This is a genomic window from Pseudomonas sp. BT-42-2 (assembly GCF_025847435.2).
GTDB classification, from domain to species: Bacteria; Pseudomonadota; Gammaproteobacteria; order Pseudomonadales; family Pseudomonadaceae; genus Aquipseudomonas; species Aquipseudomonas urmiensis.
This window is the reverse complement of record NZ_JAOYTM010000007.1, coordinates 298767-313031: the sequence shown is the minus strand read 5'-3', so window position 1 is coordinate 313031 and position 14265 is coordinate 298767. Positions and strand designations below refer to the sequence as shown.

9 protein-coding genes and 2 pseudogenes are annotated in these 14265 nt (G+C 61.0%); 6 read left to right on the top strand and 5 right to left on the bottom strand.

Annotated elements, in window-relative coordinates; genetic code table 11:
• Positions 1-9: 9 nt before the first annotated feature.
• Together OIU19_RS08130 and OIU19_RS08125 are read left to right on the top strand one after the other, a co-directional pair.
• Entirely contained in the window at positions 10-3189 is a 3180-nt protein-coding gene (locus OIU19_RS08130; protein WP_264234586.1) for an efflux RND transporter permease subunit, read from the top strand.
• Entirely contained in the window at positions 3186-4601 is a 1416-nt protein-coding gene (locus OIU19_RS08125) for an efflux transporter outer membrane subunit (protein WP_186553309.1), read from the top strand. Before OIU19_RS08130 ends, OIU19_RS08125 begins: the two co-directional genes overlap by 4 nt.
• Positions 4602-5007: 406 nt before the next feature.
• Here OIU19_RS08125 and OIU19_RS08120 read toward each other — a convergent pair whose 3' ends face one another.
• Entirely contained in the window at positions 5008-6030 is a 1023-nt protein-coding gene (locus OIU19_RS08120) for a zinc-dependent alcohol dehydrogenase family protein (protein WP_264234585.1), read from the bottom strand.
• A gap of 214 nt (positions 6031-6244) precedes the next feature.
• Between OIU19_RS08120 and OIU19_RS08115 the strand changes: the two genes are divergently transcribed.
• On the top strand, positions 6245-7159 hold the full coding sequence (locus OIU19_RS08115) for a LysR family transcriptional regulator (protein ID WP_225915595.1): 915 nt from the start codon (positions 6245-6247) through the stop codon (positions 7157-7159).
• A 111-nt stretch (positions 7160-7270) separates the two neighbouring features.
• Here OIU19_RS08115 and OIU19_RS08110 read toward each other — a convergent pair whose 3' ends face one another.
• Entirely contained in the window at positions 7271-7822 is a 552-nt protein-coding gene (locus OIU19_RS08110) for a YdeI/OmpD-associated family protein (protein WP_264234584.1), read from the bottom strand.
• A 22-nt stretch (positions 7823-7844) separates the two neighbouring features.
• Positions 7845-8978, bottom strand: a complete 1134-nt coding sequence (locus OIU19_RS08105) for an aminotransferase class V-fold PLP-dependent enzyme (protein WP_264234583.1) — start codon at positions 8976-8978, stop codon at positions 7845-7847.
• A gap of 382 nt (positions 8979-9360) precedes the next feature.
• Between OIU19_RS08105 and OIU19_RS08100 the strand changes: the two genes are divergently transcribed.
• The gene (locus OIU19_RS08100; protein WP_264234582.1) at positions 9361-9834 is read left to right on the top strand and encodes an OsmC family protein; all 474 of its coding nucleotides are present in this window, start codon (positions 9361-9363) and stop codon (positions 9832-9834) included.
• Between the two features lie 345 nt (positions 9835-10179).
• Here OIU19_RS08100 and OIU19_RS08095 read toward each other — a convergent pair.
• A pseudogene (locus OIU19_RS08095) lies at positions 10180-11100 on the bottom strand (phospholipase D-like domain-containing protein); the annotation flags it as partial.
• Positions 11101-11610: 510 nt separating this feature from the next.
• Here OIU19_RS08095 and OIU19_RS08090 point away from each other — a divergent pair.
• Positions 11611-11889: pseudogene (locus tag OIU19_RS08090) on the top strand (NAD(P)H-dependent oxidoreductase); the annotation flags it as partial.
• A gap of 68 nt (positions 11890-11957) precedes the next feature.
• Here OIU19_RS08090 and OIU19_RS08085 read toward each other — a convergent pair.
• Positions 11958-12731 carry an alpha/beta hydrolase gene (locus OIU19_RS08085; RefSeq protein ID WP_264234581.1) on the bottom strand — a complete coding sequence of 258 codons (774 nt, stop codon included), beginning with the start codon at positions 12729-12731 and terminating at the stop codon, positions 11958-11960.
• A gap of 89 nt (positions 12732-12820) precedes the next feature.
• Here OIU19_RS08085 and OIU19_RS08080 point away from each other — a divergent pair, with 89 nt between their 5' ends.
• Positions 12821-14260, top strand: coding sequence for an HD domain-containing phosphohydrolase (locus OIU19_RS08080; RefSeq protein WP_264234580.1), 1440 nt, complete (start codon positions 12821-12823; stop codon positions 14258-14260).
• Positions 14261-14265: the final 5 nt, after the last annotated feature.

Below are 14265 nucleotides of genomic sequence, written 5' to 3'. Positions count from 1 at the left end.
ACAACACCGATGAACTTCTCGAAATTCTTCATCACACGGCCGATCTTTGCCGCCGTGCTCTCGCTGATCCTGCTGATTGCAGGCTCGATCGCGCTGTTCCAGCTGCCGATCAGCGAATACCCGGAAGTGGTCCCGCCCACCGTGGTGGTGCGTGCCAACTTCCCCGGCGCCAACCCCAAGGTGATCGGCGAAACCGTCGCCGCACCGTTGGAGCAGGCCATCACCGGGGTGGAGAACATGCTCTATATGTCCTCCCAGTCGACCGCCGACGGCAAGCTGACCCTGACCATCACCTTCGCCCTGGGCACTGACCTGGACAACGCCCAGGTGCAGGTGCAAAACCGTGTCACCCGCACCCAGCCCAAGCTGCCGGAAGAAGTCACGCGCATTGGTATCACCGTCGACAAGGCCTCGCCCGACCTGACCATGGTCGTGCACCTGACCTCGCCGGACCAGCGCTACGACATGCTCTACCTGTCCAACTACGCCATCCTCAACATCAAGGATGAGCTGGCGCGCCTGGGCGGTGTCGGTGACGTGCAGCTGTTCGGCATGGGCGACTACTCCCTGCGGGTCTGGCTCGACCCGAACAAGACCGCTTCGCGCAACCTGACGGCCAGTGATGTGGTGGCGGCGATTCGCGAGCAGAACCGCCAGGTCGCTGCCGGCCAGCTCGGCGCGCCGCCCGCGCCAGGTTCGACCAGCTTTCAGCTGTCGGTCAACACCCAGGGCCGTCTGGTCAATGAAGAAGAGTTCGAGAACATCATCATCCGCGCCGGCGCCGATGGCGAGATCACTCGCCTCAAGGACATCGCCCGGGTTGAGCTCGGCTCCAGCCAGTACGCCCTGCGCTCGCTGCTGAACAACCAGCCGGCGGTGGCGCTGCCGATCTTCCAGCGCCCAGGCTCGAACGCCATCGAGATCTCCGACGAAGTGCGGGCGAAGATGGCCGAGCTGAAGAAGGACTTCCCTGAAGGGATGGACTACAGCATCGTCTATGACCCGACCGTGTTCGTCCGTGGCTCGATCGAAGCGGTGGTGCACACCCTGTTCGAAGCGCTGATCCTGGTCGTGCTGGTGGTGATCCTGTTCCTGCAAACCTGGCGCGCATCGATCATCCCGCTGCTGGCCGTGCCGGTGTCGCTGATCGGTACCTTTGCCGTGATGCACCTGTTCGGCTTCTCGCTCAACGCCTTGTCCTTGTTTGGCTTGGTACTGGCGATCGGTATCGTGGTGGACGACGCCATCGTCGTCGTGGAAAACGTTGAACGTAACATCGGCCTTGGCCTGAAACCGCTCGAAGCCACGCAAAAAGCCATGGGCGAAGTGACCGGGCCGATCATCGCCACGGCGCTGGTGCTGTGCGCCGTGTTCGTCCCGGCGGCGTTCATCTCCGGCCTTACCGGGCAGTTCTACAAGCAGTTCGCCCTGACCATCGCCATCTCCACGGTTATCTCGGCGTTCAACTCGCTGACCCTGTCACCGGCCCTGGCTGCGGTGCTGCTCAAGGAGCACCATGCACCCAAGGACCGCTTCTCGCGGCTGCTCGAGCGGCTGTTAGGCGGCTGGCTGTTCGCCCCGTTCAACCGTTTCTTCGACCGCGCCAGCAATCGCTATGTCGGCGGTGTGGGTCGGGTCATCCGTTCCAGTGGTATCGCCCTGTTCGTCTACGCCGGCTTGATGGGCCTGACCTACCTCGGCTTCTCGTCCACACCGACCGGCTTCGTCCCGGCCCAGGACAAGCAGTACCTGGTAGCGTTCGCCCAGCTGCCGGATGCGGCCAGCCTGGATCGCACGGAAGCTGTGATCAAGCGCATGAGCGAGATCGCCCTGGAGCAGCCAGGTGTGGCCGATTCGGTGGCCTTCCCGGGCCTGTCGATCAACGGTTTCACCAACAGCCCCAACAGCGGCATCGTGTTCACCCCGCTCAAGCCGTTCGATGAGCGCAAGGACCCAAGCCAGTCGGCGGCGGCCATCGCTGCCGCGCTGAACGCCAAGTTCGCTGATATCCAGGATGCCTACATCGCGATCTTCCCACCGCCGCCGGTACAGGGCCTGGGCACCATTGGCGGCTTCCGCCTGCAGATCGAGGACCGCGGCAACCTGGGCTATGAGGCGCTGTACAAAGAAACCCAGAACATCATTGCCAAGAGCCACAACGTGCCGGAGCTGGCGGGCCTGTTCACCAGCTATCAGGTCAACGTGCCACAGGTCGATGCTGCCATCGACCGGGAAAAGGCCAAGACCCATGGCGTGGCCATCAATGACATCTTCGACACCCTGCAGGTGTACCTGGGCTCGCTGTACACCAACGACTTCAACCGCTTTGGCCGCACTTACCAGGTCAACGTCCAGGCCGAGCAGCAGTTCCGCCTCGACGCCGAGCAGATCGGCCAGTTGAAGGTGCGCAACAACCTCGGCGAGATGATCCCGCTGGCGACCTTCCTCAAGGTCAGCGACACCTCCGGGCCTGATCGGGTGATGCATTACAACGGCTTCATTACCGCCGAAATCAACGGTGCTGCGGCCCCCGGCTACAGCTCCGGCCAGGCCGAGGCGGCCATCGAGAAACTGATCAAAGAGGAACTGCCCAACGGCATGACCTTCGAATGGACCGACCTGACCTACCAGCAGATCCTGTCCGGCAACACTGCACTGCTGGTATTCCCGCTCTGCGTCTTGCTGGCCTTCCTGGTACTGGCGGCCCAGTACGAAAGCTGGAGCCTGCCGCTGGCGGTGATCCTGATCGTACCGATGACCCTTTTGTCGGCGATTACCGGGGTGATCATCTCCGGGGGCGACAACAACATCTTCACCCAGATCGGCTTGATCGTACTGGTGGGCCTGGCGTGCAAGAACGCCATCCTGATCGTCGAGTTCGCCAAGGATAAACAGGCCGAAGGCCTGGATCCGCTGGCAGCGGTATTGGAAGCCTGCCGTCTGCGCCTGCGCCCGATCCTGATGACCTCGATTGCCTTCATCATGGGTGTGGTGCCACTGGTGTTCTCCTCCGGTGCCGGTAGCGAGATGCGCCATGCCATGGGTGTTGCAGTGTTCTCGGGGATGATTGGGGTGACGCTGTTCGGCTTGTTCCTGACCCCGGTGTTCTTCTTCCTGATCCGCCGATTCGTCGAGCGTCGCCAGGCCCGCAAGGCTGCGCACGCCAAGCCGCTGGAGAACCATGCATGAAGCTGCTCAAACCCCTGACCCCGAGCCTGCTGGCGTTGGCCTTGGCGGCCTGCGCAGTGGGCCCGGACTACCAGGCGCCGAACACCGAACCGGCAAGGCTGGACACTGACGTACAGGCCAAGGCGTTTGACCGCAGCCGCTTTGAAAGCGTGTGGTGGAAGCAATTCGACGACCCGGCGCTGAACCAGTTGGTGCAGGCCTCGCTGCAAGGCAACCGTGACCTGCGCGTGGCGTTTGCCCGCCTCAAGGCCGCCCGGGCGATTCGCGAAGATGCCGAGAACGACAATTTGCCGGTGGTCAGCAGCCGCGCCAGCAGCGAGCTGGGCAAGGGCCAGATTCCTGGCCAGACCGAGCGCCGGGTCAATAGCGAACGCTATGACCTGGGCCTGGACATGGCCTGGGAGCTTGACCTGTTCGGCCGCATTGCCCGCCAGATCGAAGCCAGCGAAGCCCAGGAAGCGGCAGCCGAAGCCGACCTGCAACAACTGCAGGTCAGCCTGATCGCCGAGCTGGTCGATGCTTATGGGCAACTGCGCGGTGCGCAACTGCGCGAGAAAATCGCCCTGGCCAACCTCAAGACCCAGCAGGACTCACGCAGCATCACCGAGACCCTGCGCGATGCTGGCGTGGGCAACGAGCTGGACGTGGTCCGCGCCGATGCCCGGCTGGCAGCAGTCGAAGCCACGGTGCCGCAGTTGCAGGCCGAGCAGGTACGTGCCCGCAACCGCATCGCCACCCTGCTTGGGCAGCGGCCCGACGCGCTGAGCGTGGATCTGTCGCCCAAGCAGTTGCCGGCGATTGCCAAGGCGCTGCCAGTGGGTGATCCAGGTGAGCTGCTGCGTCGTCGCCCAGACATCCGTAGCGCCGAACGGCAACTGGCAGCGGCCACGGCGAACGTCGGCGTGGCTACCGCCGACCTGTTCCCTCGGGTCAGCCTCAGTGGATTTCTCGGCTTCACCGCCGCCCGCGGCTCGCAGATCGGCTCGTCCGCCGCCAACGCCTGGGCGCTTGGCCCGAGCATCACGTGGGCAGCGTTCGATCTAGGCAGCGTGCGTGCCCGCCTGCGCGGGGCCAAGGCCGATGCCGATGGCGCGCTGGCCAACTATGAGCAGCAGGTATTGCTGGCGCTGGAAGAATCGTCCAATGCCTTCAGCGATTACGGCAAGACCCAGCAACGCTTGCAGGCGTTGATGCGCCAGAGCGATGCCAGCCGCAAGGCCGCAGAGCTGGCTTCGGTGCGCTACCGCGAAGGCACGGTGGATTACCTGGTACTGCTGGACGCCGAGCGCGAACGGCTCAGTGCCGAGGATGCCCAGGCCCAGGGCGAGGTCGAGCTGTATCGCGGCATCGTCGCGATCTACAAGGCCTTGGGCGGTGGCTGGCAGCCTGAGACGGTGGCCAGTGTGCGCTGATTCTTGATACTGATTTAACGACTCCTTTGGTTGGCTCCTCCCCCAACCGTTTGCCCCGCTGGCCTTGGTCTGCGGGGCTTTTTTATGGGCCGCAAAACGCAGCTCGTCAGCCGCAACCGCTGATGTAGCGACGTTGTCACTACGGTGGGTCGCTTGGGAGGCAGAGGCTGCCTGACGCAGGGTGATCACGGCTGAATGAACGCAGGTCCAGCGGGTGCAGGACATGCCTTGGGTAAAGCGGCTGCTGAGCAGCCCTGTGAGTCGTCAGCAGGTCTGCTGAGGGTTGCTAAGGCAAGGGTGAATCAACACCTCAGATCGGCCTCATAGCCCCAGAAAAGCAAAACGCCCGATGCAATGCACCGGGCGTTTGAGGGTTAAGGCCTAGTTTGAACTAGATAGACAGCGCTCAGGCTTGCCCCATGTCCAACACCACGCGACCACCGCATGGGCATTCGTCCATGTAACGATGCGCCTCGACCACCTGCTCGAACGGATAGACCTTGATGATCTGCGGCGTCAGCAGCTTGTCGGCGGTGAACTGGTTGATATCGCGCAGCGCCCGTTGCAGCGCCACCTGGTCCTGGGTGATGCCCAGTTCGGGCTTACCGGTGAAATTGCCGATGCAGTGCACGTAGAACTGAATATTCTTCTGGAACGCAGCGCACGCCGGAAATGGCGTCTGGTTGCCGCCCTGCAGCCCGTACAGCACCAGGCTGCCACGTGGCGCCAGGACATCGCCAAGCAGCGACATCTGCGGGCCACCGAGGCCATCCAGGACCATATCGACGCCACGCCCATCGGTGTATTTACCGATCTGCATGAGCAGGTCCTGCTCTTCGGTGACGATGACCTTGTCAGCACCCAGGCTCAACAGGTAATCACGCTGCTCCGGCTCTTTAGTGGCTGCAAATACCTTCAGCCCCAAGGCCTTGCCCAACTGCACGAAGGCCGGCCCTGCGCAGTGGCTGGCATCGGTCACCAATGCTGTCTGCCCGGCCTTGGCCCGGGCCAGGTCGACATAGGCGAAATAGGCGATCAGCAGCGGCGTGTAGTGAACGCTGGCCTCGATCGGCGTCAGGTTATCGGGGTAACGGGTAATGGCCGTGCGCGGCAAGACGATGACATCGCCGTACACCGGGTGATCATTGGCGCTGGTGGCCGGGAAGCTAGCCACCCGGTCGCCGACAGCAATATCGTCGACGCCTTCGCCGACTGCCGTCACTACACCGGCCATCTCATGGCCGATGCCCGCCGGCAGGCGCGCCTTGGACGGCGCCAGGTTCTGTCGCCAGAGCACGTCGTACCAGCTGACGCCGATCGCCTCGACGCGGATCTGCAGCTCGCCGGCGGCGGGCGACGGCTCGCCCTGCTCCTCGCAACGGAGCACATCGGCCGCGCCGAACGTATGGAATCGGATCATGCGGGACATCGCATACCTCGCCTGTGTGAACCTCGTATTACCATGGACTTTATCCGGGCTTTGAGCGTTAGACCATCAGTGGCCGTTAATAGTCGACATGCTTGTCATTGATTGGGCCCCTGGCAATTTCGCACATTGGCCCCCGGAAATCGGTGCAGGGTAACAGCCTTTGGCCTTAAGATTCACCCCTGCCCCACCTTTGGCGAATAGGCTAAGCGCATCGATGAACCGTAACGACCTGCGTCGCGTAGACCTCAACCTGCTGATCGTGTTCGAAACCCTGATGCACGAGCGCAGCGTGACCCGCGCCGCCGAGAAGCTGTTTCTCGGCCAGCCGGCGATCAGCGCCGCCTTGTCGCGCCTGCGCAACCTGTTCGACGACCCGCTGTTCGTGCGGACTGGGCGCAGCATGGAGCCCTCGGCCCGCGCCCATGAAATCTTCGCCCTGCTGTCGCCCGCGCTGGACTCGATCTCCACCGCCGTCAGCCGCGCCGCCGAGTTCGATCCCGCCACCAGCACCTCGGTGTTTCGCATCGGCCTGTCGGATGACGCCGAATTCGCCCTGCTGCCGCAGTTGCTCAAACGCATCCGCGCCGAAGCGCCCGGCATCGTCCTGGTGGTGCGCCGGGTCAACTACCTGCTGATGCCCACCCTGCTCGCCTCAGGCGAGATCTCGGTGGGCGTCAGCTACACCAGCGACCTGCCCGCCAACGCTAAGCGCAAGGTGCTGCGCCGCAGCAAGCCGAAACTGCTGCGCGCCGACAGCATGCCCGGCAGCATCACCCTGGACGACTTCTGCGCCCGGCCGCACGCGCTGGTGTCGTTTGCTGGCGATTTGTCCGGTTTTATCGATGAAGCGCTGGACGAGATCGGCCGCAAGCGCCATGTGGTGCTGGCAGTGCCTCAGTTCAACGGCCTGGGCAGCCTGCTGGCCGGGACCGATATCGTCGCCACGGTACCGGACTACACCGCCGCAGCCCTCACCGCTGGCGGCGGTTTGCGGGCGGAGGATCTGCCGATTGAAGTGCGTAGCTTTGAGCTGCATATGGCCTGGCGTGGGGCGCAGGATAATGATCCGGCGGAGCGTTGGTTGCGTTCGAGGATTCAGATGTTTTTTGGCGACCCGGACAGTCTCTGAGTCGGCACAACGTATCAGCGATGTGGCTTGAGTGATCATTCTCTTCGCAGTTGATCCCCAGCTTGTTGAGGGTGACGACCACGTGGTTGACGTGCCACGAGATCAGCTGGGTTAACTGTCTGCCTCCGGCGCACGGAAGGCTTTACTGTAATAGCCGGACGGGTCGAAACAGCAAACCTGCTTCTTGCCGGTTGCAAGCATATCGCAGGCATCACCCATTCGCTTTTCGCGTGTCTTGAGTTGCTTCGCTGAAGTAATCCAGTGGATCCAGTCTACGCGCGCGATGGTCGTTGTATTGTTCCAACCTCTGCGAGCCTCAGGCCAGGCTGCCAGTGCTTGCTCAAAATCTGCCGGAATATCAGGCTCGGGTTCCTTCTTCACAGGGGTTAACTCGAGGGTAACGATATCTCCAACGGCCACACCTGCGGCGTCGAGTAACTCGCGACCTACCTTCAGCCAATGGCTCAGCTGGCCATCGGGCTCAAGGGTTGCGCGGAAAGGGTGCCCATTGATTGTGCCTTCGGCTGTCGTCCTTCCACGCCTCGGGAACCGTTCACTCGCGTCTCTTGGAAGGACTGCGAAGGCCCACGACGTATCATCACCGGGCTTTGCCGGACGAAGAAGCTTTGCTTTGAATCGGGACTTCACAGCGTTCGTCGTCATTGCAAGTCCTCCAACTGCGCGTCTAGTTAACCATCACCTCGTCCAGTGCTTGCTCAAGGATGTCGACTGTGCGATCGATGTTGTGCAGCTTTTCGAGCCCGAACAGACCGATGCGGAAGGTCTGGAAGTCGGCCGGCTCGTCACATTGCAACGGCACACCGGCGGCGATCTGCAGGCTGTGGTCGGCAAACTTCTTACCGCTCTTGATATCGGCATCATCGGTGTAGCTCACCACTACGCCAGGGGCCTGAAAGCCGACTGCTGCCACGCTCTTGATACCTTTGCCGGCCATCATTGCGCGCACCCGATCACCCAGGGCCTGCTGTTCGTCGCGGACCTTGTCGAAACCGTAGGTTTGCATCTCCTTCATCACTTCGCTAAAGCGCGCGAGAGAATCGCTGGGCATGGTCGCATGGTAGGCATGTCCACCCTGTTCATAAGCCTGCATGATCTGAAGCCACTTTTTCAGGTCGCAGGCGAAGCTGCTGCTTTGCGTCTGCCCGATGCGCTCGAGGGCCAAAGCGCTGAGCATCACCAGGGCGCAGCAAGGAGAGGCGCTCCAGCCCTTCTGCGGTGCGCTGATCAGCAGGTCGACCGCGCATTTGTGCATATCAACCCAAAGCGCGCCTGAGGCGATGCAGTCCAGCACGAACAGGCCACCCTGCGCATGCACCGCGTCGCCTACCGCCCGCAGGTACTCATCGGGCAGGATGATCCCTGATGACGTTTCAACGTGGGGGGCGAAGACAATCTGCGGCTTGTGCGCCTCAATGGCTGCCAGCACTTCGTCCAGAGGGGGCGGAGCGTAGGCAGCCTGGCGCTCGGTATCGACCGGTCGGGCTTTTAGCACCGCAGTGGCCGCCGGGATGTTGCCCATCTCAAGGATCTGGCTCCAGCGGTAACTGAACCAGCCGTTGCGTATCACCAAACATTGCTGGCCGTTGGCGAACTGGCGCGCCACCGCTTCCATGCCGAATGTGCCACTGCCGGGGACTACCGCAACCGCCTGGGCGTTGTAGACCCGCTTCAGGGTGCTGGAAATGTTCTTCATCACACCTTGAAACGACTGCGACATGTGGTTGAGCGAGCGGTCGGTGTAAACCACCGAGTACTCGACCAGTCCCTCAGGATCAATATCGGGATAGATCTTTGACATGGTGTGACTCCTTTGGCAGAGATGTCCGTGGTATCGACCCTGCCCTAAGCGATTGCAAATGACAAGATTACTTGGGTTGAGGTGCGATTTCTGTCGGCTCTGGATGCAGATGACGACATAACTCAGCCGGTACGCCGGCGATGAGGCCTTTACATCACCTGAGCACGCAAATGGTAAGCCGTGGAACCGACACGCCAGCAAGCACTGTCCAGCCAGCCATAAGGCTACCTCGCTGGCCGGGCTCATTGCTTTCGCACAACCAACGCATGCGTCAATGCAAACAAGAGAAGCTGGTTGGGAGCCACACTTAACGCGCAAGATTACAGTGCTGACGCGAGAAGAGCGGATCATCTTCTGGGCATCTTTCAACACAGGAGTGACGATGAGAGAACACAATTATGCTGTCACCATCAATTGGATAGGCAACACCGGCGAGGGTACTGCCAGCTATACCGCTTACCAGAGAGACTTCACTGTCGAGTCGCCAGGGAAAGCGCCTATCCCTGGATCCGCCGACCCTGCTTTTCGGGGTAATCCCGAATGCTGGAACCCTGAAGACATGTTGCTGGCATCGATCTCGGCCTGCCACAAGCTCTGGTATCTTCATCTGTGCGCCGTTAACAACGTGTGCGTGCTGGAATACGTCGACCACCCGGTGGGCCGTATGATCGAAGGTGATGGCCAGCGCAAGGGCCATTTCAAGGAAGCAGAGCTGAGACCTCAGGTCGTCATTAGTAGGCAATCAGATAGAGATCTTGCAATGCGCTTGCATGACGATGCTCACCACGAGTGTTTCATTGCCAACTCGGTCAACTTCCCTATCAAATGTAGGGCTGTTATCAACTATCGAAACTAATCCCTCAAAGGCGCTAGCATCGGTATCGGCCCGGACATCTACATGTCTGCATGGGGTCGATGGCAACCACCCGCGAACGGCAACTATCGCGGCCAAAGCCCAGAACAGGAAGGCTTGGTAGAGCTGATCGGCTGCTGAGCCGTTTGCAATGGCGCTGTTCACTCACTGCGCAGGTGCTCTCAACCCTTTTCGAATTCCTCACTGGCGAAAGCCGTCAGCAGGCCATAGAAGATGCCGACGGCGACCCAGTTGACCGCTACTCGGGTCTTTCGTCCGCATCCGCATCATTTATGTTTCCCACGCTATAACATCTTTTCCAGTCCAATAGAACTACTAATACGCAGCGGGTTCGCCATCCGCCAAGACCTTGCTTGGCGCATCCCACATCGCTTTATTCCAGGCCCAAATCAACTCCCGGCGCCAGTTGTTCAAGCGTGGGTGAGAGGTATAGGTCATCAACTGTTGATAGAGTCGATGGTTTTGTTTACGCGTTTCTTCCAAGGATTTCTCCAGCCGACTGCGAAGATCTTTCAAGTCTCTGCTGGTCGGCTTGAACGCTATGAACTGCTCGATTGGCTTGCTCAGGGCGCTGTTCCAGTACTGGTCAAAACTATGTCCCAACTGTTCTGCGACCGGGCCGACGCAGAGCATGTCGATGTCAGTAAAATTTCTATTGGGCTTGGCATCGAAGTGCTCATCGCCCAAATTACGTCCTCCGACGATAGCCGCACTATTGTCTACCAACCACAATTTGTTATGCATACGCCGGTGCTGCTGCGACAGGTTGAACAGGCGGCCCATCGTACGCGTCACGACGGTACTACGACCCAACTTCAGCGGATTGAAAACACGGATTTGTATACGCGGATGACTGGCGAGTGTCGCGATGGTTTCCTCCAAGTCATCACTGCTGGTGTCATCGAGCAAAATTCTCACGCGCACTCCTCGATCGGCAGCGACGAGCAGCTCGCTCAGCAGTATTCGAGTGCTGATACCGTCGTGGACGATGTAGTACTGTAGGTCGATGCTGCTTTGAGCATTGCGAATCAGCTCGGCGCGGGCTGCGAACGCTTCAGCACTCTCGGAGAACAAGCGAAAGCCAGATTGGCCTTGATGAGGAGCAACCTGGGCCTGAATAGAACGACCGAACGCCGAGTTTTCGGCAGGCAAGGCCTGACTCGGTTCGTGAAAGACCTTAGGGGTGGTGCAGCCATCAAACAGGAACGTGAATAACAAAAGGGCAAGCAGAGATTGTTTAGTTCTCACGGTGCGTACCCCGGCTGATGGCGCTGAGGGTGTCGGATCCCGAAGAATGGGCATTCCCTTACCACCAGCACCTGGCCGTAGCGGTCGCGTGCAATGTTTCTTCGATCTGCGGTGTTGCTTTAAAAGCGTAGTTCATCCTCTGATGATTGCGGTCTTGGCCATGCGAACTAGACGACGCCGGTAGCGTTAGGGAGGACTCCGAGAGCACTGCCAAAGTCTACTCAAATCGCACTGCGACTTATTTCATGCACCCACTTGATTTAGGAGGTTTCATTCATCAAATCAGGCCTTTCAATGAAGCGTCGGAAGCGGCGAGTGATCAGTAGATATCCGAGAACAAATGCGTTTTCGGAGAATTGCCTTCGACTCAACCAGCCTGTTTGAAAATACGTAGGGTCAGCCAGCTGAATTCTGCCGTCAGCACTGCAACGGCCCCAGAGCAGCCTGAGCAGTTGACTCTCCCGTTATGGTCAGGCTTTACCCTGCACGCTTCATGTTCAGGATGAAGTGATGATGAGCAAACGAGTACTAGTGGTGCTGGGGCACCCGTCAAGCGAGAGTTTCTGCGCAGCGCTGACCGAGGGTTATGTCGAGGCGGCCAGAAGTGCCGGCCATGATGTAAGGGTGTTACGGCTTGATGCTTTGAGCTTTGACCCGGTACTACGCAGCGGCTACCGGCAAGCGCAGCCACTGGAACCCGATCTGCTCAGGGCCCAGGCCGACATCACCTGGGCCGAGCACCTGGCCTTTATCTACCCCATTTGGTGGGGCGGTATCCCTGCATTGATTACACCGTCAACGGTGCGTTACAGGCGCTGCTTGAGGGCAGCCAGCTCATAGCGGTGCGCCAGCCGCGATCACCGCTCGCCAACACTGCTTACCGCCTTGAGAATCACCTTGGCCACTTCGCCAGGCTGTGACTGCTGCGGTACATGGCTGGCGCGCAGTTCGGTCAGGGTGGCGCCGATCCGCTTGGCACTGGAGCGCTGGACGTCGGGGTGGATCATGCGATCGTCAGTGGCGAGCAGGTACCAGGACGGCTTGGTCTTCCAGGCAGCGACCGTGGTCCGATCATCGAAGGCCGATGCCTTGATCGGGCCTTGGGTAGCGGTCATCACTGCGGTTTGTGCCGCCGGGAGATCCTGGGCGAAGTCCTTGGCCATGCCTTCTGCCGTCAGGTAAAGGAAACCGTTGCCGTCTGCCTTGATCTGGCTGATGCCAGGCGGGGTAGGCGCGCCCTTGCCCTGTTCGCCACTGAACTGGCCTGCATCAGGTGCGAAGGCGGCGACGTACACCAGGGCGCTGACTTTCTCATGGGCGCCGGCTTCGCTGATCACGGTGCCGCCCCAGGAGTGGCCGACCAGCACCACCTTGCCTGACTGGTTGTTCAGCACGCGCTGCGTGGCGGCAACGTCGTCGGCCAGCGAGGTCAGCGGGTTTTGCACCACCGTCACCGCCACCCCTTCAGCCTGCAAATACGGCACTACCTTGGCCCAGTCAGAGCCGTCGGCGAAGGCGCCGTGTACGATGACCACCGACGGCGTTGCCTCGGCAGCCTGGCTGACACTCACCATAAGGGTGCTGGTCAGGGCGAAGGCGACGGTGACGAGTTGCGACTTGAATGCTTTCATGGGCTGAACTCCTGTGTTGGGAGTTCAAATTCTGCTGACCCACATGCTTGGCGGGTATCGGTCATTTATCCGACCCTGAGGCTTTTTTCATGGATAGCGCGCTACGATTCGACATCTCATTGAGCGGCGCACTGGGGGCTATCTCCCAGGTCGGCGACCTCAGCATGGGCCAGCCCCTTGGCCACTCCCAACGTGTTGCCCGCCTGGCGCAGATGCTAGCCCGCGCCATGCACGGCGAAGGCGAGCATCTGGTGACAGCGCAGCAGGTCGCCTTGCTGCGCTGGTCCGGCTGCACCGCCAACGCCGATGGCTTCGCCCATCTGCTAGGCAATGATGTCGATGGCCGCCGCGCGATGCTCGACCAGACCCTGGGCGCCGAACAGATGAACGCCGTGCATCAAGCGGCACCGCTCGCCGTGGTGCACTGCGAGGTGTCTGGCCAGATCGCGAAAACGCTCGAACTTGGCGCAGCGGTCGAAGCCGGCTTGTGCCGGATATTCGAAACCTTTGACGGAACCGGCAGGCCGTTTGGTGTGAGCCATGTGCACATTCCGGACGCGGCCTACCAAGTGGTACTGGCCGGAGACCTGGACATCCTCAGCCGCGCCCATGGCCTGGACACGGCGCTGAGCTGGATCACCGAACAGGCCGACCGCCGCTACCCCGCCGCCCTCGCCGCCTTGCTGGTGCGCAATGCCAAGGTATGGTTAGCGGAACTGGAAACAACGCCCGGTGGGCTGGACGACACCCGGCTCGGACGTCCCGTGTCACTGACGCTGGTGGGTGATGTGATCGATCTGAAGTTGCCCTGGCTGGCAGGTTACTCCCGGCAGGTGGCGCAGATTGCCGTCGAGGCCGCCCGCTTGTGGGGACTGCCAGAGCCCGACCAGACGGAGATTGGCAAAGCCGCGTTGATCCATGGCCTGGGGCGGGCAGCCGTCTCCAATCAATTGTGGAACACCGCGGGGCCGCTACCCTACGGCGCCACAGAACGTATCCACCTCGTCCCTTACTGGACGCACAAGGCATCACGGCAGATCACTGAGCTGACCATCCCTGGCGAAATTGCCGCCCATGCCTACGAACGGCTCGACGGCAGCGGCTACTTTCGCGGTGCATCGGCCGATGCCCAGTGCGCCGCCTATCGCTTGCTCGCCAGCGCTGTCGCCTGGGTAGCGTTAAGAAGCGCCAGGCCCTGGCGACCCGCGCATAGCGAATCGGAGGCGGCGCGGCTGCTCAAACAGGACGCCAGCCGCGGACTGTTTGACGCTGAAATCTGCGCAGCGGTAATCGCTGCCGCACGTGGCGAACGCCGACTGCCTCAGCCGAAAAGCACGCTGCTCACCACCCGCGAGTGCTCCATCCTCATGGAGATCAGCCGTGGCGCCAGCAACAAGGAAGTGGCGCGGCGACTGGAGATCAGCCCGAGTACCGTACGCACCCACATGGAAAGCATTTTCCGCAAGCTGGGTTGCTCCACCCGCGCGGCCGCCACCTTGAAGGGGCTGACCCTGGGCTTGATCGCCTGATAGCA

What these genes read in the sequence shown, in the direction of transcription:
- OIU19_RS08125 (WP_186553309.1), top strand. Translation starts at nt 3,186, where the DNA reads ATGAAGCTGCTCAAACCCCTGACCCCGAGCCTGCTGGCGTTGGCCTTG.
- OIU19_RS08115 (WP_225915595.1), top strand. Translation starts at nt 6,245, where the DNA reads ATGAACCGTAACGACCTGCGTCGCGTAGACCTCAACCTGCTGATCGTG.
- OIU19_RS08105 (WP_264234583.1), bottom strand. Translation starts at nt 8,978, where the DNA reads ATGTCAAAGATCTATCCCGATATTGATCCTGAGGGACTGGTCGAGTAC.
- OIU19_RS08100 (WP_264234582.1), top strand. Translation starts at nt 9,361, where the DNA reads ATGAGAGAACACAATTATGCTGTCACCATCAATTGGATAGGCAACACC.
- OIU19_RS08080 (WP_264234580.1), top strand. Translation starts at nt 12,821, where the DNA reads ATGGATAGCGCGCTACGATTCGACATCTCATTGAGCGGCGCACTGGGG.
- OIU19_RS08110 (WP_264234584.1), bottom strand. Translation starts at nt 7,822, where the DNA reads ATGACGACGAACGCTGTGAAGTCCCGATTCAAAGCAAAGCTTCTTCGT.
- OIU19_RS08120 (WP_264234585.1), bottom strand. Translation starts at nt 6,030, where the DNA reads ATGTCCCGCATGATCCGATTCCATACGTTCGGCGCGGCCGATGTGCTC.
- OIU19_RS08130 (WP_264234586.1), top strand. Translation starts at nt 10, where the DNA reads ATGAACTTCTCGAAATTCTTCATCACACGGCCGATCTTTGCCGCCGTG.
- OIU19_RS08085 (WP_264234581.1), bottom strand. Translation starts at nt 12,731, where the DNA reads ATGAAAGCATTCAAGTCGCAACTCGTCACCGTCGCCTTCGCCCTGACC.